This window comes from Streptomyces sp. NPDC002032 (assembly GCF_042890765.1).
Lineage (GTDB): Bacteria > Actinomycetota > Actinomycetes > Streptomycetales > Streptomycetaceae > Streptomyces.
Map to the genome: position 1 here is coordinate 1 of NZ_JBIASM010000005.1, position 22,135 is coordinate 22,135.

Here is a 22,135-nt window from a genome sequence, read left to right on the forward strand (position 1 = left end):
CGCGTCTTCCCGCTCTCCAACTGGACCGAGCTCGACGTGTGGCAGTACATCGCCCGCGAGAACATCGAACTGCCGGAGATCTACTTCGCCCACGAGCGCGAGGTCTTCCAGCGCAACGGCATGTGGCTGACGGCCGGCGAATGGGGCGGTCCGAAGAAGGACGAGACCACGCAGACGCGTCTCATCCGCTACCGCACCGTCGGTGACATGTCCTGCACCGGCGCCGTCGACTCCGACGCCACCACGCTGGACGCCGTCATCACCGAGATCGCCGCCTCCCGGCTCACCGAGCGGGGCGCGACCCGCGCCGACGACAAGATGTCCGAGGCCGCGATGGAAGACCGCAAGCGCGAAGGGTACTTCTAGCCATGACCTCCACCACCGAGCAGTTCGCCGACCTGTCGGCGACCACGCTGCTGCGCTTCGCGACCGCCGGCTCCGTCGACGACGGCAAGTCCACGCTCGTCGGGCGGCTCCTGCACGACTCCAAGTCGATCCTCACGGACCAGCTGGAAGCCGTCGAGGCCGTCTCCGCCCGGCGCGGCCAGGACACCCCCGACCTCGCCCTCCTCACCGACGGCCTGCGCGCCGAGCGCGAACAGGGCATCACCATCGACGTGGCCTACCGCTACTTCGCCACCGCCCGCCGCCGGTTCATCCTGGCCGACACCCCCGGGCACGTGCAGTACACCCGCAACATGGTCACCGGCGCCTCCACCGCCGACCTCGCCGTGGTCCTCGTCGACGCCCGCAACGGCGTCATCGAACAGACCCGCCGCCACGCCGCCGTCGCCGCCCTCCTGCGCGTCCCCCACGTCGTCCTCGCCGTCAACAAGATGGACCTCGTCGGCTACGAGGAGAAGGTCTTCGCGAAGATCGCGCAGAAGTTCACCGCCTACGCCTCGGACCTCGGCGTCCCGGAGATCACCGCGATCCCGATCTCGGCCCTGGCCGGGGACAACGTGGTCGAGCCCTCCGCGAACATGGACTGGTACGGCGGCCCGACGGTGCTGGAGCACCTGGAGACGGTCCCGGTCAGCCACGACCTGACGGCCTGCCCCGCGCGCTTCCCCGTCCAGTACGTGATCCGCCCGCAGACCGCCGAGCACCCCGACTACCGCGGCTACGCCGGCCAGATCGCCTCCGGCGTCCTGCGCGTCGGCGAAGCCGTCACCGTCCTGCCGTCCGGCCGCACCTCGGTCATCGAGGGCATCGACGCGCTCGGCGAGAGCGTCGACATCGCCTGGGCCCCGCAGTCGGTGACGCTGCGCCTGAAGGACGACATCGACATCTCGCGCGGCGACCTGATCGCGCCGTCCGCGAGCGCCCCGGCCACCACCCAGGACGTCGTCGCGACGGTCTGCCACGTGGCCGACCAGCCGCTGGCCGTGGGCGCGCGGGTGCTGCTCAAGCACACCACCCGCACGGTCAAGGCGATCGTCAAGGAGATCCCCTCGCGGCTGACCCTGGACGACCTCTCCCAGCACCCGGCCCCCGGGCAGCTGGTCGCCAACGACATCGGCCGGGTCCTCGTACGGACCGCCGAGCCGCTCGCGCTCGACGCCTACGCCGACTCGCGCCGCACCGGGTCCTTCCTGCTGATCGACCCGGCAGACGGCACCACCCTGGCGGCGGGCATGGCGGGCGAATCGTTCGTTTCGCAGGGCCGCCCCCCGGCGGGCTCCGTCCAGGCAGATGAAGAAGGGTGGGACTTCTAGACCATGGTCCACGACATCTACTCCACCTTCGCGAAGGAGGGCGGCCGCGTCGGCAGCGGCGCCCTCGGCAGCGGCCAGGGAGGGGTGGCGCGATGTGCGCGATGACGTACGCGCACCGCATGCGCGCCCTCACCCCCCACCCGCCGTACCTGTCCCCGCTCCACAGACGAAGACGTGCGTCATGACCCCATGACGCTACGAGAGGAAGTCCTCCCGTGCCTGCCACCGGTACCACTCGCACCACCCTGCGCCGCGGCATCGTCGCCGCCGCCGCGCTCCCGCTGCTGATCGGCGCCCTCGCCTCCTGCGGCTACGGCTCCGACGCCAAGAAGGACGAGCCCAAGGACACCGCGGCGACCGGCGCCGCCGCCGACGCCAAGAAGCTCTCCGCCTCCGAGGTCCGCATCGGGTACTTCCCGAACCTGACGCACGCCACCGCGCTGGTCGGCCTGCAAGAGGGCCTGATCGAGAAGGAACTGAACGGCACCAAGATCAAGCCGCAGTCCTTCAACGCCGGTCCGTCCGAGATCGAAGCCCTCAACGGCGGCTCTCTCGACATCGGTTTCATCGGTCCCTCCCCCTCGATCAACGGCTACGTGAAGTCCAAGGGCCAGAACCTGCGGATCATCTCCGGCTCGGCCTCGGGCGGCGTCAAGCTCGTCGTGAACCCGGACAAGATCAAGACCCTGGACGACCTCAAGGGCAAGAAGATCGCCACCCCGCAGAAGGGGAACACGCAGGACGTCGCGTTCCTCAACTGGATCGCCGAGAAGGGCTGGAAGGTCGACCCGGAGTCCGGCAAGGGTGACGTCTCCGTCGTCCGTACGGACAACAAGGTCACCCCGGACGCCTTCAAGCAGGGCTCGATCGACGGCGCCTGGGTGCCGGAGCCCACGGCCTCCAAGCTCGTGTCCGACGGCGGCTCCGTCCTCCTCGACGAGACCTCCCTGTGGCCCGACAAGAAGTTCGTGATCACGAACGTCATCGTGTCGCAGAAGTTCCTCAAGGAGCACCCGGACGTGGTCGAGGCCGTGCTCAAGGGCACGGTGAAGACCAACGACTGGATCAACGCCAACCCGGACAAGGCGAAGGCCTCCGCCAACGCCAAGCTGGCGGCGGACAGCGGCAAGGCGCTCGACGCGAAGGTCATCGACCCGGCCTGGCCGTCGATCCTCGTCACCGACGACCCGCTGGCCTCCACGCTGAAGACGGAGTCCGACTGGGCGGTCAAGGCCAAGCTCATCGAGCAGCCCGACCTGGCCGGCATCTACGACCTGACGCTCCTGAACAAGGTGCTGAAGGCCGCCGGCAAGCCCGAGGTCTCCGACGCCGGTCTCGGCGCCAAGTAAGCCCGTAGTTCAGCGACCCCAGGAGGTGACGACCATGGCCACCACGTTCGCCGAGGCTGCCGAGGGCGCCGTAGCGGAGCACGCGTACGCAGCCCGCATCGAGCACGTCTCGAAGTCCTTCTCCGGCCCGGCCGGATCGCAGCTCGTCCTGGACGACATCAGTCTCGATGTCGCCCCCGGCGAGTTCGTCACCATCCTGGGCGCCTCAGGGTGTGGGAAGTCCACGCTGCTGAACCTGGTCGCGGGACTGGACGAGCCGTCCGCGGGGTCCATCGAGACCCCCGGCGGCCGCCCCGCCCTGATGTTCCAGGAGCACGCCCTGTTCCCGTGGCTGACCGCGGGCAAGAACATCGAACTCGCCCTGCGCCTGCGCGGGGTGGCCAAGGCGGAGCGCCGGCCCGAGGCCGAGCGGCTGCTGGAGCTGGTCCGGCTCGGCGGCGCCTACGGCAAGCGGGTCCACGAGCTGTCCGGCGGCATGCGCCAGCGCGTCGCCCTCGCCCGCGCCCTCGCCCAGGACAGCCGCCTGCTGCTGATGGACGAGCCCTTCGCGGCGCTCGACGCCATCACCCGCGACGTCCTGCACGGCGAACTCACCCGCATCTGGGCGGAGACCGGCCTGTCGGTCCTCTTCGTCACGCACAACGTCCGCGAGGCCGTCCGCCTCGCCCAGCGCGTGGTCCTGCTCTCCTCCCGCCCCGGCCGGGTCGCGAAGGAATGGACCGTGGGCATCCCGCAGCCGCGCCGCATCGAGGACGCGGACGTCGCGGAGCTGTCCCTGGAGATCACTGAACACCTGCGTGGGGAGATCCGCCGCCATGGCCAGCACTGACACCACCACGAAGGCCGGAGCCAAGCACGAGGACCTGGCCGGCCTGGAGGCGGGCCTCGACGCCCTCGACGCGGTCCAGACCCACCGCACCCCGTTCCGCGAGGTCTTCACCAAGAAGGTGCTGCCCCCGCTGCTCGCCGTCGGCCTCGTGCTGGTGGTCTGGCAGGTACTGGTCGCAGCGAAGGTCACCGACGAGACGAAGCTGCCCGCACCGTCCGCGGTGTGGGACAGCCTGACCGGCATGTGGCTCAAGGGCACCCTGCTCGACGTGATCTGGACCAGCGTCTCCCGGGGCCTGCTGGGCTTCCTGCTGGCCCTGGCCATCGGCACCCCGCTCGGCCTGCTCGTCGCCCGCGTCAAGTTCGTCCGCGCCGCGATCGGCCCCATCCTCCAGGGCCTCCAGTCCCTGCCCTCGGTGGCCTGGGTGCCCCCGGCGGTCCTGTGGTTCGGGCTCAACGACGCCATGATGTACACGGTGATCCTGCTGGGCGCCGTCCCCTCGATCGCCAACGGCCTCGTCTCCGGCATCGACCAGATCCCGCCGCTGTTCCTGCGGGCCGGCCGTACCCTCGGCGCCACCGGACTGAGCGGCGCCCGGCACGTGGTCATGCCCGCCGCCCTCCCCGGCTACCTGGCCGGCCTCAAGCAGGGCTGGGCCTTCTCCTGGCGCTCCCTGATGGCCGCCGAGATCATCGCCAGCTCCCCCGACCTGGGCCTGGGCCTCGGCCAGCTGCTGGAGAACGGCCGCAACAACATCGACCTGCCCGGCGTGTTCCTCGCGATCCTGCTGATCCTCGTGGTCGGCATCGCCATCGACCTGCTGGTCTTCAGCCCGGTCGAGCGGTGGGTGCTGCGCAGCCGCGGCCTGCTGGTCAAGAGCTGAGCCGGTTCCGTGTCCCGCGCACTCCTCGTCATCGCCCACGGCAGCCGCGATCCGCGGCACGCGGCGACCGTGCACGCCCTCGTCGGGCGGGCCCGGTCGCTGCGGCCCGGACTGCGGGCCGAGACCGCCTTCCTCGACTTCAACGGGCCGACCGTCTCGCAGGCCCTGGCCTCCCTGTACCTGTCCGGCGTACGGGAGGTGGTGGCCCTGCCGCTGCTCCTGACCCGCGCCTTCCACGCCAAGGCGGACATCCCGGCGGTGCTCTCCGAGGCCACCGGCCGCCTGAGCGGACTCTCGGTGCGGGTGGCCGCCGTCCTCGGCCCGTCACCGCTGCTGGTGACCGCCCTGGAGCGGCGCCTCGGTGAGGCCGGTCTCGGCCTCACCCCGGCGGACCGCGCGCGCACCGGTGTGGTGCTCGCGTCCGCCGGATCCTCCGACCCGGAGGCGATCGCGGTGATCGCTGAAATCGCGCGGGAGTGGCGGCACACCGGTTGGTGCGCCGTGCGGCCCGCGTTCGCCTCCGGCACCTCGCCCACGGGGTTCTCCCGTACGGAGGACGCCGTACGGGCCCTGCGCGCCGAGGGCGTCCGGCGGGTGGCGGTGGCCCCGTACGTCATCGCCCCCGGCCGGCTCCCGGACCGCATCGCCGCCGGCGCCGCCGAGTCCGGCGCGGACGTGGTCGCCGAAGTCCTCGGCGCCGCCCCGGAACTCGCCCGGCTGCTGCTGCGCCGCTACGACACGGCCGCCGCCGCGGCCCCGACCCTCCCGGCCCTGACGGCCTGACGGCCCGACGGTCCGACGGCCCGACGGCCCGACGGCTCAGCTTCGGGCGGCCGCCTCGTCGGCCAGGGCCGTCAGGTCGGCGATCGACATCGCGCCCGGCGGCAGGCCCTCGCGGGCGAAGATGTTCGCCGCCTGCCGCAGTACGTCGTTGACGGGGGTCGCGACCCCGTGCAGCCGGCCCAGCAGGCAGACCTCCCCGTTGAGGTAGTCGGCCTCCACCGATCCCGTGCCGCGCGCCAGGCTCTGCCACGAGGAGCCGCCGCGTACGCCCTCCGGCTGGACGACCTTGCCGTCGCGGGCCGCCGACTGTTCCGCGGCCGAGGCGTAGGGGGTGCCCGCCGCCCCGAGGACCGCCTCGCCCTCGCGGACCGCCCTCAGCAGGAGGGCCGCCTTCGCCGGGTCCGGGTCGGGGCCGGTGGTCGCCTGGATGGCGTTGCCCAGGTTCCCGAGCAGCTTCGCGTACTTCCAGCGCATCACGTCGTCGACGACCGGCGCCCCGAACCCCGCCTTCTCCAGGTCGGCGGCGACCTCCGCGATCCGCCGGTCGGTGCCCCCGGCGGCCTTGCCCAGGTGCAGGATGCCGGTCAGCGGGGCGCACAGCGCCGAGACCGTGCCGGGCTCCAGGAAGGTCGCGGGCAGCCAGACGCAGACCCCGTACACGCGCGCGAAGCGCCGCAGGGCCAGCCGTTCGCTCTCCACGCCGTTCTGCGCGCACAGCAGCGGCAGGCGCTGGGCCGCCGTGCCGCCGCCGGCGACCTCGGCGTCGCCCCACGCGTCGAGCGCGGCGATGGCGTCCTGGGTCTTCACGGTGAGCAGCAGCACGTCGTCGGGGCGCAGTTCGCCCAGTTCCGCCGGTCCGGTGACCACCGGGAGCCGGTGGACGTGGGTGCCATCGGCGGTGGTGAGCCGCAGCCCGTCCGCCCGCAGCGCCTCGGCGTGGGCGCCGCGGGCGACGAGGACGGCCTCCCGGCCCGATGCGGCGAGGCGTCCGCCGATGGTCGCGCCGATCGCTCCGGCGCCGATGATGATGTAACGCATGCCCCGAGCCTGGCACACCGTGGTCCCGGGGGTACCGTCGGCCCATGACGAACGCCGCTTTCCCGCTGGGCGGGGACCTGCCGCCGGGCCGCCTCGGATTCGGTACGGGCGGGCTGGTCGGACCGGGTTACTGGGGTCCGCGCGGCAGCCGCGCCGAGGCGGTGGCCCTGCTGCGCTCGGCCGTCGAGCAGGGGGTGACGCTGATCGACACCGCCGACAACTACGGGCCCGGCCTGGCCGAGGAGCTGATCGCCGAGGCCCTCCACCCGTACGGGGAGCGGCTCGTGGTGGCGACCAAGGGCGGGGTGGTGCGCACCGGGCCGGACGAGTGGCACGCGGCGGGCCGGCCCGAGGACCTGCGCCGGATGTGCGAGGCGAGCCTGCGGCGGCTGCGCGTGGAGCGGATCGGTCTCTACCAGCTGCACCGTTTCGATCCGGCGGTCCCGGAGGCCGAACAGCTGGGCGAGCTGGCGCGGTTGCGGGAGGAGGGCAAGATCCGGCACATCGGTCTGGACACGGTGAGCGCGGCCCAGCTGCTGCGGGCACTGGAGTCGGTGCCGGTGGCCTCGGTGCAGAACCCGTACAACCTGCTGGATCGGTCCTCCGCCGAGGTGCTGGCCCTCTGCGAGGCGCGCGGGATCGCCTTCCTGCCGTACTACCCGCTGGGCAGCGGGGCGCTGGCCCGGGAGGGCGCGGGCGCGGTGGCCGCGGTGGCGGCGGCGCACGGCGCGAGCCCGGGGCAGGTCGCGCTGGCCTGGCTGCTGCACCACTCCCCGGTGCTGTGCCCGACGCCGGGCACCGGCTCCCCCGCGCATCTGGCGCAGAACCTGGCGGCGGCCTCGCTGCGGCTGACCGGTCCGGAACTGGCCCTGCTGGACGCGCTGGCCCATTAGGCTGCCGGGCCTGCGGGGCCTTCGCCCCCGTGGGACGTCCGAGGCGGAACCGGAGGCGCCGTGAGCCGCAGCAGTGCCCTTGCCGTCCTGCTCGCCGCGGGCGCCGTGTGCGCCGCGGCCGCCCTCGGCCCGGCCTCGGCGCCGGCCGCCGCGCCGTCCGCCGGGAGGGGCCCCGGAGTGGTGCTCTCCGGCACGGTGGTGACGATGGACGACGCGGGCCACGTGTGGCCGGGCGCCCGGCTGTGGATCCGCTCGGGCCGCATCGAGGCGGTGGCGGAGGCGGGCCGGCCGCTGCCGGCGGGCGCGAGGTCCGCCCGGGTCGTCGAGACCGGTGGCGTCATCTATCCCGGGATGATCGACCTGCACAATCATCCCGGTCACTCCGTCTACCCCCTGATGCCGGTCCGCGGGGCCTACGCCGACCGGTACGCCTGGCGGTACTACGACGACGAGCAGGACCGGCGCATCACCCGCTCCGCGTTCGTCCTGGGCGATCCCGGCTTCTACGACCTCGGTACGGAGATGAGCCGGTACGGCGAGTACAAGGCGCTGGCGGGCGGCACCACTTCCGTACAGGGCGCCGATCCGGCGCTGCCGAGCAGCGCCCCCGGCTGCCTGGTCCGCAACGTGGAGACCTCGCGGGTCGGTCCGCGCCGGGCCGTCAGCCGTGTGGACCTCGGCCGGGACGCGCCCGAATGGGCGGAGCTGGCGCGGGCGGGTCGCAGCGGCGTGCTGATCCTGCACCTGGCCGAGGGGACGGGTCCGCGGATGTCGCAGGAGTACGAGGCCGTCCGGCGCAGCGGGCTCGTGGGCCCCCATTTCGTCGCCGTGCACGGGGTGGCGCTCACCCCGGACCAGCTGGCGGACATGGCCCGGCGCGGTGCCTCGCTCGTCTGGTCGCCGCTGTCGAACCTCCTCCTCTACGGGAGGACCGCCGACGTGGCCGCCGCGAAGGCGGCCGGACTCGGCATCAGCCTGGGCGCCGACTGGGCCCCCTCGGGGAGCAAGTCCGTCCTGGGGGAGCTGAAGGTGGCCGATCTGGTCAACCGGCACGCGCTGAAAGGGCTGTTCAGCGACCGCGAGCTGGTGGAGTCGGTGACGCGGAACCCGGCCCGGGCGATGGGCTGGGAGCGCCGGGCGGGCCGGATCGCGCCGGGCTACGTCTCCGACCTGGTGGTCGTGGACGACCGTGGCGGCGACCCGTACCGCAATCTGATCGGGGCGACCGAGGAGAACGTGCGGCTGGTGTCCGTGGGCGGCGAGATGCTCTACGGGGACGGGCCGCTCATGGCGCGGGCCCGTCCCGCCGCCGGCACCGAAGCGGCGGCCCGGTTCGCCTCCGGCCGCACCAAGGTGATCGCGACGGACTGTCCCGGCACGGCCCTGCCGCCCATGTCCCTGGCCGAGACCCGGGACCGCCTCCAGCGCGCGCTGGACATGGACCCGCGGTTCCTGCTGGAGCGGGTGCGGGCGAAACCGGCCTCGGTGGAGCGCATCCGCGCCGAGCTGTCGAGCTGTCCGGGCGGCGCCCCGGCGGGCGCGCTGACGCCGCAGGACGTGGCGCGCGTCCTGCGCTGCCGGCTGGGCCTGCCCTTCGAAAGGACCCCGCTGAGCCCCCTGACCACGGCAGAGGACCCCGACTGGACCGCCCGTCTGCTGGCCAACCCGAACCTCCCGCCCTATCTGCGGGAGCTGCCGGGCTACTACGGGGAGCGGTGAGCGGTGCGCTACGGGGTGGCGGTCAGCTCGACCAGCTTGACGACGGTGTTCCAGTTGCGGGTGGTGACGTCCAGACCCTTGACCACGGCCGGCCGGGCGAGCGCTTCGGCCAGTTTGGAGCGGCCCAGGCCGTCGGGCGCGTACAGGTAGAGGACGCGGTCGCCCAGCCGGTACTCCTCCGGGAGGAACGCGGCGGCGTCGAGGGCGGCGAAGCGCTCCGGGCCCGGCTGCGCGGAGAAGAAGGTCGCGTGGAGCTGCCTGCCCTCCAGTTCGGCGGCCGGGAAGGGGCAGGCCTCGGCGACGGCCCTCAGGTGGTCCCCGTCGACGACCAGGCAGGGCACCCGGAAGCCGAAGTGCGCCTCGATGGCGGCCTCCAGCGCCCGGGCGAGGACGTCCGGGTCGCCCTCGCCGGAGGCGAAGACGGCATTGCCGCTCTGCAGATGGGTCCGGACGTCCCCGTACCCCAGGCCTTCCATCAGCGTGCGCAGCTCCGCCATCGGGACCTTCTTGTTCCCGCCGACGTTGATGCCGCGCAGCAGCGCCGCGTATTTCTTCACAGGGGGCTTCTTCGTCATGGGCGCACCTTAAGGGGAGGCTCTGACAGTGCCGCCTCGATGAGGTCGGCGGCCCGGCGCGTGCCGCCCTCGGCTGCCGACCGGGCGCGCAGGGCCTCGGCGCGTTCGGCGACGCCGGGGTCGGCCAGCAGGGCGAGGACGGCTTCGCGCAGGGCCGTGGCGTCGGCCCGCTCCATCGGGAGGTGGCGGGCCACGCCGAGGGAGGCCAGTACGTCGGCGTTGGCGAACTGGTCGACGGCCTGGGGGACGGCGACCATGGGGGTGGCGGTGGCGAGACCCTCGGCGCTGCCTCCCGCGCCCGCGTGGGTGACGAAGGCGTCCGCCTCGCGCAGGATGTCCAGCTGCGGGACCCAGCGGTGGACCTCGATGTTGTCGGGCACCTCCCCCAGTGCGGCCTCGTCGGTGAACTTGCCGATCTGCAGGACCACGTACCAGTCGGGGAGGTTCCCGAAGGCCTCGACGCAGGCCCGGTAGAAGGCGGGCTGTTTGGTGAAGGTGGAGCCGAGGGAGACGAGCAGGAGCTTCCTGCCCTCGGCGGCCCCGGGCCTGCGCCAGGTCCCGGGGGCGGCGCCGGCGTCCCGGCAGGTTCCGACGAAGGTGTACACCGACTCGTCGACCCGGTCGGCGTGGGGCTGGAGGGCGCGCGGGATCAAGGCGAGGCTGCGCGGCGGGCGCCCGACGAAGGCGTCGGGGTCTTCGTCGATGCCGTTGTCCCGCAGCCAGGCCCGGAAGCGGGCGTAGTACGCCCTGCCGCGTTCGCAGGCGTGCAGTGCGGCGGTCATGGGGGCTGCGACCTCCTCCTCGTAGCCGGTCCAGGCGACGTAGTTGGGCGAAAGGGAGATCGCCGGGACTCCCCAGCGGCGGGCGAGGACGATCGCCGGGTAGGCGGTGATGTCGTGCAGCACCAGGTCGGGCTCGTTCCCCTCGAAGGCGGCCGCGAGCTGGGGCAGCGCCTGGATCGCGTCGGCGAGGAAGGGCTCGATGTGGTCGATGAGTTCGGTGCCCCAGGCGTCGGGGTCGTCGTCGGTGGGGAGGGTGGAGTTCCAGATCACCGGGGTGGCGCCGGTCTCGGCGACCTTCCCGGCGTAGCCGGCCGGGATGGCGTAGCTCACGCGGTGCCCTCGGGCGACGAGTTCCCGGATCACTTCGATGCTCGGGTTCACATGGCCTGCGGCGGCGATCGAGAACATGGCGATGTGGGCGGGCCGGTGCGGTGTCATGGCGCCACCATAACGAGACGATACGTCTCGTGCAACGGAATTCCGGCCGCCTCCGGGAATGCGAGACTTTCCGGCAACGCGCGGGAGAACGGGCTCCCGGGCGGTCGCACGCGCACGGCGCACGGCGGCCGGCGCACGAGAGGGCGGGACGACGGGCATGGACGAGGCACGGGCCAGGGACGTACTGACGCGGGCGGGGCTCACCGGGCCGGCCGAGCTGCTCTCCTTCGGCGAGAACGCCGTCTTCGCCGTCGCCGGCCTGGTCGCCAAGGTGGGCCGCGAGGCCGGGCTGCTGGAGCGGGCCGAGCGGGAACTGGCCGTCGCCGGCTGGCTCTCCGCGGCCGGGATCCCCGCGGTGCGCGCGGCCGAACCGCAGGCCCGGCTGGTGGACGGCCACCCGCTGACCCTGTGGCACCGGCTGCCCGAAGCGGTCCGCCCCGCGGGCCCCGCCGACCTCGCCGCCCTGCTCCGCCCGCTGCACGCCCTGCCCGCACCGCCGTTCGCGCTGCCCGCCCGGGACCTCCTCGGCGGGGTCGAGCGCTGGCTCCGGCTGGCCGGCGGGGCCGTCGACCCCGAGGACGCGGCCTATCTGCGGGCCCGGCGCGACGCCTACGCCGACGAGGTCGCCGCCCTCACCCCGCACCTGCCCCCGGGCGCCATCCACGGCGACGCCCTGCCCCGCAACGTCCACGTCGGCCCGGACGGGCCGGTGCTGGTCGACCTGGAGACCGTATCGGCGGACCTGCGGGAGCACGACCTGGTCGTGATGGCCCTGTCCCGCGACCGCTACGGGCTCCCCGCCGAGGCCTACGACTCCTTCACCGCCGCGTACGGATGGGACGTACGGGAGTGGCAGGGCTGCGCCGTACTGCGCGGCGCCCGCGAGACGGCCAGCTGCGCCTGGGTCTCCCAGCACGCCCCCGCCAACCCCAAGGCCCTGGCCGAGTTCCGCCGCCGCGTCACCTCCCTGCGCGAAGGGGACACCGAGACCCGCTGGCACCCGTTCTAGGGCGGCTCCCCGCCACTGCCCCCGCCGCCGGTCAGCGGGGGCGGGGTATGAGGGGCCAGGACGGCTCCACGACCGCCGCCGGGTCGGTGGTGCGCCGCAGGTAGGCCTGGAGGGAGACCGACTGCTCGGCCGCCGCGCGGACCTGGAGGGCGTGCAGCTCCGCCAGCGGCATCCGGGCGACGGGCCGGTGCCGCTCCCCCAGGCTGCGCACCACCCGGGCGGCGGCCACGGCGTCCGCCCGGGCGTCGTGCGCGTCGTCGAGGGAGACCCCGTAGTGGGCGCACAGGGCGTGCAGGGCCCGCTTGCCCTTGCGGTACTTGTCCACGTGCTTGTCGATCACCAGCGGATCGATGACCGGCGACGGCACCCCGCCCAGCCGCTCGCTGAGCGACGCCACCCCGTGGCGCCGGCACTCGCGGTCGAGCAGCGACAGGTCGTAGCGCGCGTTCATCACCACCAGCGGCCGGCCGGCGCCCAGCCCGTCCGCCACGGCCCGGGCGATCTCGTCGACGGCCTCGGCGGCCGGCACCCCGTGCGCCCGGGCGTGCTCCGTCGAGATGCCGTGGATCGCCGAGGCCTGTTCCGGTATCTCCACCCCGGGATCGAGCAGCCAGGTCCGCTCGCGCGAGACCGCGCCGTCCGGATCCAGCCGGACGACCGCCGCCGTGACGATGCGGTCCGTCTCGACATCCGTACCCGTGGTCTCCAGGTCGAACGCGGCCAGCGGTCCGCTGATCCAGCTCATCGCGAACCCCCCGCGCCCGGCGCCCCCGGACCCGAGCGGGCCCGCGTTCCCCCCTGCCACGCCTCCATGACGCGCCCCTCCCCCGTGTATCGGTCAACGCGTTTCAGCCTGCCACGCGCCACTGACACACCCGCCGCCGGGGCCCGCGCGGCCGCCCGGCGGCCGCGCCCGACGGGTCCGGGGCCCCGCCCCGGGACCCTCACGACACCGGCCGGGAGTCCTCCCACACCGACTCGAACTCCTCCCGGTACGTCGGGAACAGCCCGTGGTCGGCGTCCTTCGCCACCCCCCGGCCGCCCCCGCGCAGGACCAGCACCGGCGCCTCCATCCCGCGGGCCCGCCGCAGGTAGGACTGCACCACCGCGATCCCCGACGTCTCCCCCTCCACCAGGTAGGCGGTGAAGCGCGGGGTCTCGTCGAAGACGTGGATGTCGAACCGCGAAGGGTCCCTCAGCCCCGCCCGTACCCGCCGCACGTGCAGGATGTTCATCTCCACCGACCGGCTCAGCTCGCCCTTGCGCAGCCCCAGCTCGCGCTCGCGCCGCTTGACCGCACTGCTCGCCGGGTTCAGGAACAGCAGCCGCACCCGGCAGCCCGACTCCGTCAGCCGGACCAGTCTTCGCCCCGAGAAGTTCTGCACCAGCAGGTTCAGGCCTATGCCGATGGCGTCGAGCCGGCGCGCCCCCCCGAACAGGTCCTCGGCCGGCAGCATCCGCTGGAGCCGCACCCGGTCCGGGTGCACCGAGATCACGTCCGCGTACCGGTCCCCGACCAGGTCCTCCACCGCGTCGATCGGCAGCCGGTCCGCGGCGGGACTGCCCGCCCCGGCGCCCAGCACCTCCAGCAGCCGCGCCGAGGCCCGCTCGGCCTGCTCCAGCACCGGCCGCGACAGCGCCCGGTTGCGGGAGACCACGTTGCGGGTGACCTCCAGTTCGTCCAGGGCCAGCTCGATCTCGCGCCGGTCGTCGAAGTACGGCTCGAAGCAGGGCCAGTGCTGGACCATCAGCTCCCGCAGCTGCGGCAGCGTCAGGAAGCTCAGCACGTTGTCGTCGGCCGGGTCCAGGAGGTAGCCCTTGCGCCGGCTGACCTCGCGCACGGCCACCGCCCGCTGCACCCATTCCTGACCGGCCGGCCCCGCGGCCGCCACCACCCAGTCGTCGCCGCCGTGCACCGGCTCGTAGACGGGCCGCAGCACCGCCCCGACGACCGACCGCAGCCGCTGCTCGATGAGGTTCAGCCAGATGTACGCGCGGCCCGCGCGCTGGGCCCGCGTACGGACCTCGCTCCACGCGTCCGCGCCCCAGTCCAGCTCGGCACCGGCCCGCGCGTCCCCGGCCGCCGGCGGGGCCAGAGACACCGCCCCGGCGGCCATCGCACCCGCGCCGCCCCCTGGGCCGTCCGCCGGGCCACCCTCGTGACCGCTGTCACCAGGGGGCAGCTCCAGACCTCCCGAGCTCACCCGTGCACCGCCTTCTGCGTCTGGACGCCCGTCTCCAGTGATCACGGAAGGGTACTCCGCGCACACGGCCCGACGCAGCCCGAAGCGGCCCCCTGGTGACCCCGTGGCCCCAGGTCCGGCCGTCCGCCGACCCATTATGTGATGCCCCGACAGTCGGTTGACCCGACCGTCCGGTTTGCGGGTCACCCGTCAGGCTCATCCCAAGTCCACGCGTGCGGACCCTCTTTCGGGGAAGATCTGGCAGTGACGCGTTCGACACCGGATCAGCCGGACCAGGATGGGAAGAGTCGTTAGCTATGCAGGTCTGGCCGGGACAGGCGTATCCCCTGGGTGCCACGTACGACGGCGCCGGAACCAACTTCGCGGTGTACTCCGAGGCCGCGCGGCGCATCGAGCTGTGCCTCCTGCACGACGACGGCTCGGAGACCGCCGTCGAACTGCGCGAGACGGACGCCTTCGTGCGCCACGCCTACCTGCCCGGGGTGATGCCGGGCCAGCGCTACGGATTCCGCGTGCACGGCCCCTACGAGCCCGAGCGCGGGCTGCGCTGCAACGCGGCGAAGCTGTTGCTGGACCCGTACGCCCGGGCCATCAGCGGCAAGGTCGACTGGGGCGAGCAGGTCTACGGCTACCACTTCGGCCGGCCCGACTCGCGCAACGACCTCGACTCGGCTCCGCACACGATGAGTTCGGTCGTCGTCAATCCGTACTTCGACTGGGCCAACGACCGCCCGCCGCGGCACGAGTACCACCACACCGTGCTCTACGAGGCCCACGTCAAGGGCCTGACCATGCGTCATCCGGAGCTCCCCGAGGAACTGCGGGGCACCTACGGGGCGCTCGCGCACCCGGCGGTGATCGGGCACCTCACCAAGCTCGGGGTGACGGCGCTGGAGCTGATGCCGGTGCACCAGTTCGTGAACGACCACCGCCTGGTCAACGACGGGCTGAGCAACTACTGGGGCTACAACACCATCGGCTTCTTCGCCCCGCACAACGGCTACGCCTCGGGAGACCGGGGAGAGCAGGTGCTGGAGTTCAAGTCGGCGGTGCGGGCCCTGCACGAAGCCGGGATCGAGGTGATCCTGGACGTGGTCTACAACCACACCGCCGAGGGCAACCACCTGGGGCCGACCCTGTCCTTCCGCGGGCTGGACAACGCCTCGTACTACCGGCTCGCCGACGACCCCCGGCACTACATGGACACCACCGGCACCGGGAACTCGCTGCTCATGCGGTCCCCGCACGTCCTCCAGCTGATCATGGACTCGCTGCGCTACTGGGTCACCGAGATGCACGTGGACGGCTTCCGCTTCGACCTCGCGGCCACCCTGGCCCGGCAGTTCCACGAGGTCGACCGGCTGTCCTCGTTCTTCGACCTGGTGCAGCAGGACCCGGTGGTCAGCCAGGTGAAGCTGATCGCGGAGCCCTGGGACCTGGGCGAGGGCGGCTACCAGGTGGGCAACTTCCCGCCGCTGTGGACCGAGTGGAACGGCAAGTACCGCGACACCGTACGGGACCTGTGGCGCGGCCAGCCGCGCACGCTCGCGGAGTTCGCGGGCCGGCTGACGGGCTCCTCCGACCTGTACCAGGACGACGGACGGCGTCCGCTGGCCTCCATCAACTTCACCACCTGCCACGACGGATTCACCCTCAACGACCTCGTCTCCTACGACGAGAAGCACAACGAGGCCAACCGGGAGGGCAACCGGGACGGCGAGACCCACAACCGCTCCTGGAACTGCGGGATCGAGGGACCCACCGAGGACCCGGAGATCCAGGAGCTGCGCGAGCGCCAGATGCGCAACTTCATCGCCACCCTGATGCTGTCGCAGGGGGTGCCGATGCTCAGTCACGGCGACGAGTTCGCGCGCTCGCAGGGCGGCAACAACAACGCGTACTGCCAGGACAACGAGCTGTCGTGGGTGACCTGGCCGGAACCCGGCAAACCCGCGCCCGGGCTGCTGGAGTTCACCCGGCGGATGGTCTGGCTGCGCCGTGACCACCCGGTGTTCCGGCGGCGCCGGTTCTTCCACGGCCGGCCGGTGGAGGGCACGCACGACGAGCTGTCGGACATCGCCTGGTTCACCCCGCACGGGGAGGAGATGCGGGCCCGGGACTGGCAGGCGCAGCACGCGCGGGCGCTGACCGTGTTCCTCAACGGCGAGGCGATCTCCGAGCCGGGCGCGCGGGGGGAGCGGATCACGGACGACTCGTTCCTGCTGATGTTCAACGCGGGCGCCGAACCGCAGGACTTCACCATCCCGGCGGGGCACGGGGCGCGCTGGCGGCTGGTCGTGGACACCGCGCGGGCGGACGTACTGCCACCCGGCACCGGACCGCAGTTCGCGGCCGGGGACCGGGTGGCGCTGACGGGACGGTGTCTGGTGGTGCTTCAGCGGCCCGCGTAGGGGCTGGTGGGGGCCTGCTGGGCGGCGGTCTGCTGGGCGGCGGCTTGCTGGGCGGCGGTCTGCTGGGCCGGGATGAAGGGCTTGACCGGCGTACGGCCCGCCGGTACCCGGGTGACCAGCGCCAGGGTCAGGCTCAGCGCCGCCGCCCCCACCGCCACCGCGAAGGCGCCCGCCGGACCGTGGGCCTCCGCGAGCCGCCCCGAGACGGCCAGCGCGACGGCCTGGCCGGCCACCAGGGAGCTCGCCGCGAAGGCCATCGCCTCGGCGAGCCGGGCGGGCTCCACGACGCGCTCGGTCAGCGCGAAGGCGGTGATCAGGTGTGGGGCGTAGGCGGCGCCGAGGACGGTGACGACGGCGTACAGCGGCCACAGGGTCTCCGTGAACAGCAGGGGCACCGAGAGCACCAGGGCCGCGCCGGTGGCCACCCGCCAGCGCAGCCGCAGCCCGAAGCGGGCGGGCAGCGCGCCGAGCGCCAGCCCCACGGCGGCGCTGACCACGCCCATCGCCGCGTACACGATCCCGGCCTGGCCCGGCACCCCCAAGTGCGCGGTGAGCGAGGCGATCCCGGCCTGGCAGGCGCCGAACATGGCGCCCTGGAGGGCGAGGGAGCCGCGGACGGCGTGCACCACCCGGGGATGGCGGGCCCGCGGCCCGGCGCCGCGCGCCCGGGCGGGCGAGCGGGCGGTGACGGCGGCCGTCGGGTGCAGGGCGAAGGCCGTGCCGAACACGACGACCAGCGCGGCGGCGCCCCCGAGGGCGACGGCCGGATGGGCGATGAGAGCGGCGAGGCCCACGAGGGCCGGACCGAAGACGAACGAGATCTCGTCGAGGGTGCCCTCCAGCGAGTGGACGGCCCCCACGACGCCCTCGTCGGACTTCGCGCGGTGCGCGAGCGCGACGGAGCGGGTCCGGGCGAGCGGCCCGATCAGCGGGACGGACGCACCGGTCACGGCCCCGATCGCGGCGAGCGGGAAGGTCGCCAGGCCCCCGAGGGCGCCGGCGACGAGGGCGGCGGTGGCTACGGCGTTGACGGCCGCCGCGGCCAGGACGACGGGCCGTTGCCCGTGCCGGTCGGCGAGCCGGCCGAGGACGGGCCCGAAGAGCACCTGGCCCGCCGAGAGGGTGCCGCCGACGATGCCCGCGGTGGCGAGGGAGCCACTGGTCTCGGCGACCAGCAGAACGCTGCCGAACTGGGACATGGCGACGGGCAGTCGGGCGAGGAAGGAGACGAGCGGGAGTAGGGGCCCGGTCAGGGCGATGACTTTGCGATAGGTGTTGACGGTTCCAACCACTTGATCGACACTAACCCTGCGGAGTCACCCGGATGCATTGGGTAATGGCACGGAATCGCGTGGGCTGGGTACGTACGTTCTCATGACCCTGCAGTATTCAAGCAGTCACCCGGAACCCCCGGAACCCGAGGTTCCGGAGCCCGTCGTCCCCACGTCGACCTACCGGCTCCAGCTGCGGCCCGAGTTCCCGTTCGCCGCGGCCCGGGCCGCCGTACCCTACCTCGCCTCGCTCGGCGTCTCACACCTGCACCTCTCCCCCGCCCTGGAGGCGGTGCCGGGCTCGACGCACGGCTACGACGTCACCGACCACGCCCGGGTCCGCGCCGAGCTGGGCGGCGAGGCCGGACTGCGCGACCTGGCCGCCACCGCGGCGGCGCACGGACTCGGGCTCGTCCTCGACATCGTGCCGAACCACATGGCGGTGCCCGACCCGCTGCGGCTCAACCGGCCCCTGTGGGAGGTGCTGCGGGAGGGGCCCCGCTCCGCGTACGCCCGCTGGTTCGACATCGACTGGGAGGCGGGCGGCGGACAACTGCTGCTCCCGGTCCTCGGCGAGCCGCCCGACCCCGCCGGATACCGCGTCGACGGGGAGGTGCTGCGGTACGAGGAGCGGGAGTTCCCGCTGCGGGCCGGGACGGCCGGACTGCCGCTGCCGGAGCTGCTGGCCGCCCAGTGGTACCGGCCGGCCTGCTGGCGCGAGGCCAGGACCTCCCTCAACTACCGCCGCTTCTTCACCATTTCGGACCTCATCGGGGTCCGGGTGGAGGACCCGGCCGTCTTCGAAGCCACCCACGCGAAGGTGCTGGAGCTGGTACGGGACGGGGTGCTGGCGGGACTGCGGATCGACCACGTCGACGGGCTCGCGGACCCCGAGGGGTACCTGCGGCGGCTGCGGTCGGCCGTGGGCGGGCGCTGCTGGGTGGTGGTGGAGAAGATCCTCGACCGCCAGGAACGGCTCTCCCCCGCCTGGCCGGTGGCCGGCACCACCGGGTACGACGCGCTGCACCGCGTCGACGGACTGTTCACCGACCCGGCGGGTGCGGCCGAGCTCGCCCGCACCCACGCGGCCGCCACCGGCATGCCCCCCTGGGAGGAGACGGCCGAAACGGCCGCCCGGGAGGTGCTGACCGTCGACCTGGCCGCCGAACTGGCCATCCTGGAACGGATGGCGGGACCTGAACTGGGCACCGCTGTACGTGAGTTGCTCATCGACTACCCCGTCTACCGGCCCTACCCGGGAGGCGAGGTGGCCGAAGCCGCGACGGGCACCCCCGGGGTGGACGCCGTACGCGAACTCGTGCTGCGGGACCCGGCCTTCGGAGCCCGCTTCGCCCAGACCTCGGCCGCGCTGCGCGCCAAGTCCCTGGAGGACCGCGCCTTCTACCGCTGGGCCCCGCTGCTGTCGGCCACCGAGGTCGGCGGAGCGCCGCAGGACCCGGCGGTGCCGGTCACGGAGTTCCACGCCTACTGCACCGCCCTGGAGCGGGACTGGCCCGCCTCGGGGACGGTGCTGTCCACGCACGACACCAAGCGCAGCGCGGACGTACGGGCGCGGATCGCGGTGCTCTCGCAGGCCCCGGAGGCGATGGGCCCGGTGCCGGGCGACGACCCCCGGCTGGGGTGGACGGCACGGCAGAGCGCCCTCGGCCTCGGAGACGTCCCCGAGCGGGAGTCCCGGCTGGCGGCGGCCTTGCTGAAGGCCGCCCGGGAGGCGGGACTGAGCACCTCGTGGACCGACCCCGACGAGGAGTACGAGGCCGGGATCACGAAGCTGGTGCCCGACGAGGCGGTCGCACTGCCGCCGGACCTGGCGCAGGCGGCCCGGGCCAACATCCTCGGCATGACCCTGCTGCACCTGACGATGCCGGGGGTTCCGGAGGTCTACCAGGGCTCGGAGACCGAGTACCGGGCGCTGGTGGACCCGGACAACCGCCGCCCGGCGCAGTTCCCGCGCGAGGCCCTGGCCGCCCTCGACGCGGGCGCCGCCCCGCACGGCCTCGCGGCGGAGAAGCTCGCCCTGACGGCCGCCCTGCTCCGGCTGCGCCGCTCCCGGCCCGCGCTGTTCACCGGCTACGCCCCCCTGACGGCCCACGGCCCGGCGGCCGCCCACTGCGTGGCCTTCACCCGGTCCCCCGGCCTGCTGGCGGTCGCCACCCGCCTGTCCCACCGCCTGCACCTCTCGGGCGGCTGGCGGGACACCGCCCTGCACCTCCCCCCGGGGCACTGGCACCCGGCGTGGGGGGCGGGCGCGTCACGCGACACCCCGTACGAGGGACGGGTGCCCTTGGCGGAACTGCTGACGGCGGGACCGGCGGTGGCGCTGGTGCGGGGGGAGTAGGGGGGTGGGGGGGTGGGTCGGGGGGTGGGGGGGACGGGGTCTTCGCTGGGCGGGATCAGGGAGGGTTTGGTGGTCTCCCGTCAGTCTCATCGTCCTTCCGCGTCGGGCCGGTCCCTCAAGGGCGCTCCTTCGTCGCGTCGCTTCGCGATGGCCTTCGGCCACCCTTGACCGACCGTCCCGCCACGGAAAAACGAAGACTGCCGGGAAACCCCCAAAAGAACGTTCACGGGGCAGTGAGCCTGTCCTGTCCTCGTCAGGGACGCCAAACCCCTTCCCATAAGGCCTGGGTGGGCCCGCCATCCGGCCCTCCCAGAACACATTCGGGGCCTGGGGCGGGCAGACCACACCAGACAGCGACCAGGACAACCAACCGGGACTTTCGGCGCATCGGATCGCTACGCGCTTCTCTCGGTATGGCGTCCGCCGGCCGTCTGGGGCTGGTCCCTGCCCTCGGGGGTGGCGTACCAGCGGCGGTGTACGAGGGGTTCGACGCACAGCACGGCGATGCCTGCGGCCACGCCCACCAGGAGGGCGGGCAGGCCGCCGCCGTGGGCGAGGGTGCCGGCGCAGGCGACGGCGACGACGAGGGGCCGCAGCAGGGTCAGGGGGCCCAGCCCGGCCACCATGGCCAGGGTGCTGGCGCGGAACGGCAGTACGAAGTACGCGGCGAGCGACAGCAACACGGCCGTGGCGTAGCAGGCGAGGGGGAGCAGGAACCCGGTGCCGCCGTCGGCAAGGGCCGCGTACGTCCGGTCGCGGTCGGAGGCGGCCAGCAGGACGGCCCCGGCGGTGACCGCGGGGGCGAGCAGGAGTGCGCCGCCGACGGCCAGGCCGCGCAGGGAGGCCCGTACGACGGCACGGTGCTTACGGATCCTGGCGTCACGGCCGGCGAAGGCGCGGAAGCCGCTGAACGCCGAGTCCACCAGGCCCAGGGCGCAGAGCACGACGGCGAGGGTCTGCGGGGTCACCGTGCGGCTCCGGAGAGCTGCTCGGGGCCGACGAGCCGGCGCGCGGCCCGGCCCATCGCCCGGCGCAGCGGGGCCTCCAGCTCGGGCCGGATGCCGATGACCGGGCGCAGGGTGGTGCAGAAGGGGTTGGCCAGTCCCTTGGGTTCGTAGAGCAGTGGGCGTATCCCCGGGGCGGCCGCCGCGTCCAGCAGGGTTTCGTCCGTGTGCGCCCGGCGGGCCGAGGCGACCCCGTCGTGACGGCCGAGCGGATGGCGCATCCGCGCCCGGTGGAAGACCCAGGCCCCGACGGGTGCCAGCCGGGTGGCGGCGATGTCGAAGTGGCAGAAGGCGAGCGCGGGCGAGGCGGCCTGGGCCCGGAAGAACTCGGCGAGGTCGGCCCCCCGGAAGTGGTGCAGGACCCCCGTGGAGATGTACACGGTGGCCGCCTCCGGGAGGTCGAAGGCGTTCCCGTGGACGAAACGGCAGTCCAGGCCCTCGGCCCGGGCCAGCCGGTCGGCTTCGCCGACCAGTGCCCCGTCCAGGTCCACCCCGACGAGCTCGACGTCCGGCCCGAGCGAGCCGTGGGCCGCGAGCCAGCGCACGGCGTACCCGAGCCCGGAACCGACGTCGACCAGCCGCAACCGTCCGGGAGCCGTCGCACGCACGGCCTCGAAGAGCGGACCGAGCACATGGACGAGCCGTTCCCCGATCCGCAGCTCTTCGCTGAGCCGCTGAAGCTCGGTGTGCACGCTGATCATGAGCCGGTCCACGGCGTGCGGATCGAGCACGTCTTGCCGGTCAGCGGGCAGCCCGGCAACGATACGGGCGCCCCGCCCATCCCCAGCCTCCCGGAGCCGGCGCACCACCTCGCCCCGCCGCACGGGCAGACGCGCACCGCTGCGCGGGTCCGTGGCGGTGATCAGGTCG

The 22,135-nt window shown here is 73.5% G+C and carries 18 protein-coding genes and 1 pseudogene; 11 read left to right on the forward strand and 8 right to left on the reverse strand.

The annotated features are described in order from the left end of the window. The 6 genes from ACFYYT_RS14095 to ACFYYT_RS14120 all read left to right on the forward strand — a co-directional run. Positions 1-366: phosphoadenosine phosphosulfate reductase family protein (locus ACFYYT_RS14095; RefSeq protein ID WP_388607945.1), on the forward strand; the 366-nt coding region annotated here is incomplete at its 5' end. Positions 367-368: 2 nt separating this feature from the next. Then, positions 369-1,718 carry a sulfate adenylyltransferase subunit 1 gene (locus tag ACFYYT_RS14100; protein ID WP_388607948.1) on the forward strand — a complete coding sequence of 450 codons (1,350 nt, stop codon included), beginning with the start codon at positions 369-371 and terminating at the stop codon, positions 1,716-1,718. 215 nt (positions 1,719-1,933) lie between these two features. Beyond that, entirely contained in the window at positions 1,934-3,067 is a 1,134-nt protein-coding gene (locus tag ACFYYT_RS14105) for an aliphatic sulfonate ABC transporter substrate-binding protein (RefSeq protein ID WP_351831379.1), read from the forward strand. Between the two features lie 34 nt (positions 3,068-3,101). Beyond that, complete coding sequence (locus ACFYYT_RS14110; protein WP_351831377.1) at positions 3,102-3,896, forward strand: ABC transporter ATP-binding protein; 795 nt, start codon at positions 3,102-3,104, stop codon at positions 3,894-3,896. Further along, a complete protein-coding gene (locus tag ACFYYT_RS14115) occupies positions 3,883-4,779 on the forward strand; it encodes an ABC transporter permease (protein WP_351831374.1) in 897 nt (298 codons plus the stop codon). The genes ACFYYT_RS14110 and ACFYYT_RS14115 overlap by 14 nt, the downstream gene beginning before the upstream one ends. A 9-nt stretch (positions 4,780-4,788) precedes the next feature. Continuing rightward, positions 4,789-5,562: a sirohydrochlorin chelatase gene (locus ACFYYT_RS14120; RefSeq protein ID WP_351831371.1), complete on the forward strand. Its 774-nt coding sequence runs from the start codon at positions 4,789-4,791 to the stop codon at positions 5,560-5,562. A gap of 36 nt (positions 5,563-5,598) precedes the next feature. Here ACFYYT_RS14120 and ACFYYT_RS14125 read toward each other — a convergent pair whose 3' ends face one another. Beyond that, a complete protein-coding gene (locus tag ACFYYT_RS14125; protein ID WP_351831369.1) occupies positions 5,599-6,600 on the reverse strand; it encodes a 2-dehydropantoate 2-reductase N-terminal domain-containing protein in 1,002 nt (333 codons plus the stop codon). A 44-nt stretch (positions 6,601-6,644) separates the two neighbouring features. On the opposite strand from ACFYYT_RS14125, the gene ACFYYT_RS14130 reads away from it, so the two are divergent. Continuing rightward, positions 6,645-7,493 (forward strand): aldo/keto reductase, encoded by an 849-nt coding sequence (locus ACFYYT_RS14130; RefSeq protein ID WP_351831367.1) that lies wholly within the window; start codon positions 6,645-6,647, stop codon positions 7,491-7,493. 60 nt (positions 7,494-7,553) lie between these two features. Continuing rightward, a complete protein-coding gene (locus ACFYYT_RS14135; protein WP_388607953.1) occupies positions 7,554-9,212 on the forward strand; it encodes an amidohydrolase family protein in 1,659 nt (552 codons plus the stop codon). A gap of 8 nt (positions 9,213-9,220) precedes the next feature. Here ACFYYT_RS14135 and ACFYYT_RS14140 read toward each other — a convergent pair whose 3' ends face one another. Beyond that, positions 9,221-9,787, reverse strand: a complete 567-nt coding sequence (locus ACFYYT_RS14140; protein WP_351831588.1) for a DUF1697 domain-containing protein — start codon at positions 9,785-9,787, stop codon at positions 9,221-9,223. Then, positions 9,784-11,048 (reverse strand): annotated as a pseudogene (gene mgt, locus ACFYYT_RS14145) (macrolide-inactivating glycosyltransferase). Before mgt ends, ACFYYT_RS14140 begins: the two are co-directional and overlap by 4 nt. Before the next feature lie 116 nt (positions 11,049-11,164). On the opposite strand from mgt, the gene ACFYYT_RS14150 reads away from it, so the two are divergent. Next, a complete protein-coding gene (locus tag ACFYYT_RS14150; protein WP_351831582.1) occupies positions 11,165-12,016 on the forward strand; it encodes an aminoglycoside phosphotransferase family protein in 852 nt (283 codons plus the stop codon). 31 nt (positions 12,017-12,047) lie between these two features. Here ACFYYT_RS14150 and ACFYYT_RS14155 read toward each other — a convergent pair whose 3' ends face one another. After that, on the reverse strand, positions 12,048-12,761 hold the full coding sequence (locus tag ACFYYT_RS14155) for a 3'-5' exonuclease (RefSeq protein WP_351831580.1): 714 nt from the start codon (positions 12,759-12,761) through the stop codon (positions 12,048-12,050). A 199-nt stretch (positions 12,762-12,960) separates the two neighbouring features. Beyond that, complete coding sequence (locus tag ACFYYT_RS14160; RefSeq protein WP_351831297.1) at positions 12,961-14,220, reverse strand: SAV2148 family HEPN domain-containing protein; 1,260 nt, start codon at positions 14,218-14,220, stop codon at positions 12,961-12,963. 296 nt (positions 14,221-14,516) lie between these two features. Between ACFYYT_RS14160 and glgX the strand changes: the two genes are divergently transcribed. Beyond that, on the forward strand, positions 14,517-16,631 hold the full coding sequence (gene glgX, locus ACFYYT_RS14165; protein WP_351831294.1) for a glycogen debranching protein GlgX: 2,115 nt from the start codon (positions 14,517-14,519) through the stop codon (positions 16,629-16,631). Here glgX and ACFYYT_RS14170 read toward each other — a convergent pair. Next, on the reverse strand, positions 16,616-17,923 hold the full coding sequence (locus tag ACFYYT_RS14170; RefSeq protein WP_351831291.1) for an MFS transporter: 1,308 nt from the start codon (positions 17,921-17,923) through the stop codon (positions 16,616-16,618). The two genes, glgX and ACFYYT_RS14170, sit on opposite strands and share 16 nt — an antisense overlap. An 82-nt stretch (positions 17,924-18,005) precedes the next feature. On the opposite strand from ACFYYT_RS14170, the gene treY reads away from it, so the two are divergent. After that, positions 18,006-20,261 carry a malto-oligosyltrehalose synthase gene (treY, locus tag ACFYYT_RS14175; RefSeq protein WP_351831288.1) on the forward strand — a complete coding sequence of 752 codons (2,256 nt, stop codon included), beginning with the start codon at positions 18,006-18,008 and terminating at the stop codon, positions 20,259-20,261. Between the two features lie 395 nt (positions 20,262-20,656). Here the strand turns inward: treY and ACFYYT_RS14180 are convergent, their stop codons facing one another. Together ACFYYT_RS14180 and ACFYYT_RS14185 are read right to left on the reverse strand one after the other, a co-directional pair. Further along, a complete protein-coding gene (locus ACFYYT_RS14180; RefSeq protein WP_388607960.1) occupies positions 20,657-21,229 on the reverse strand; it encodes a hypothetical protein in 573 nt (190 codons plus the stop codon). After that, on the reverse strand, positions 21,226-21,996 hold the full coding sequence (locus tag ACFYYT_RS14185) for a class I SAM-dependent methyltransferase (protein ID WP_351831867.1): 771 nt from the start codon (positions 21,994-21,996) through the stop codon (positions 21,226-21,228). Before ACFYYT_RS14185 ends, ACFYYT_RS14180 begins: the two co-directional genes overlap by 4 nt. Between the last annotated feature and the right edge of the window lie 139 nt (positions 21,997-22,135).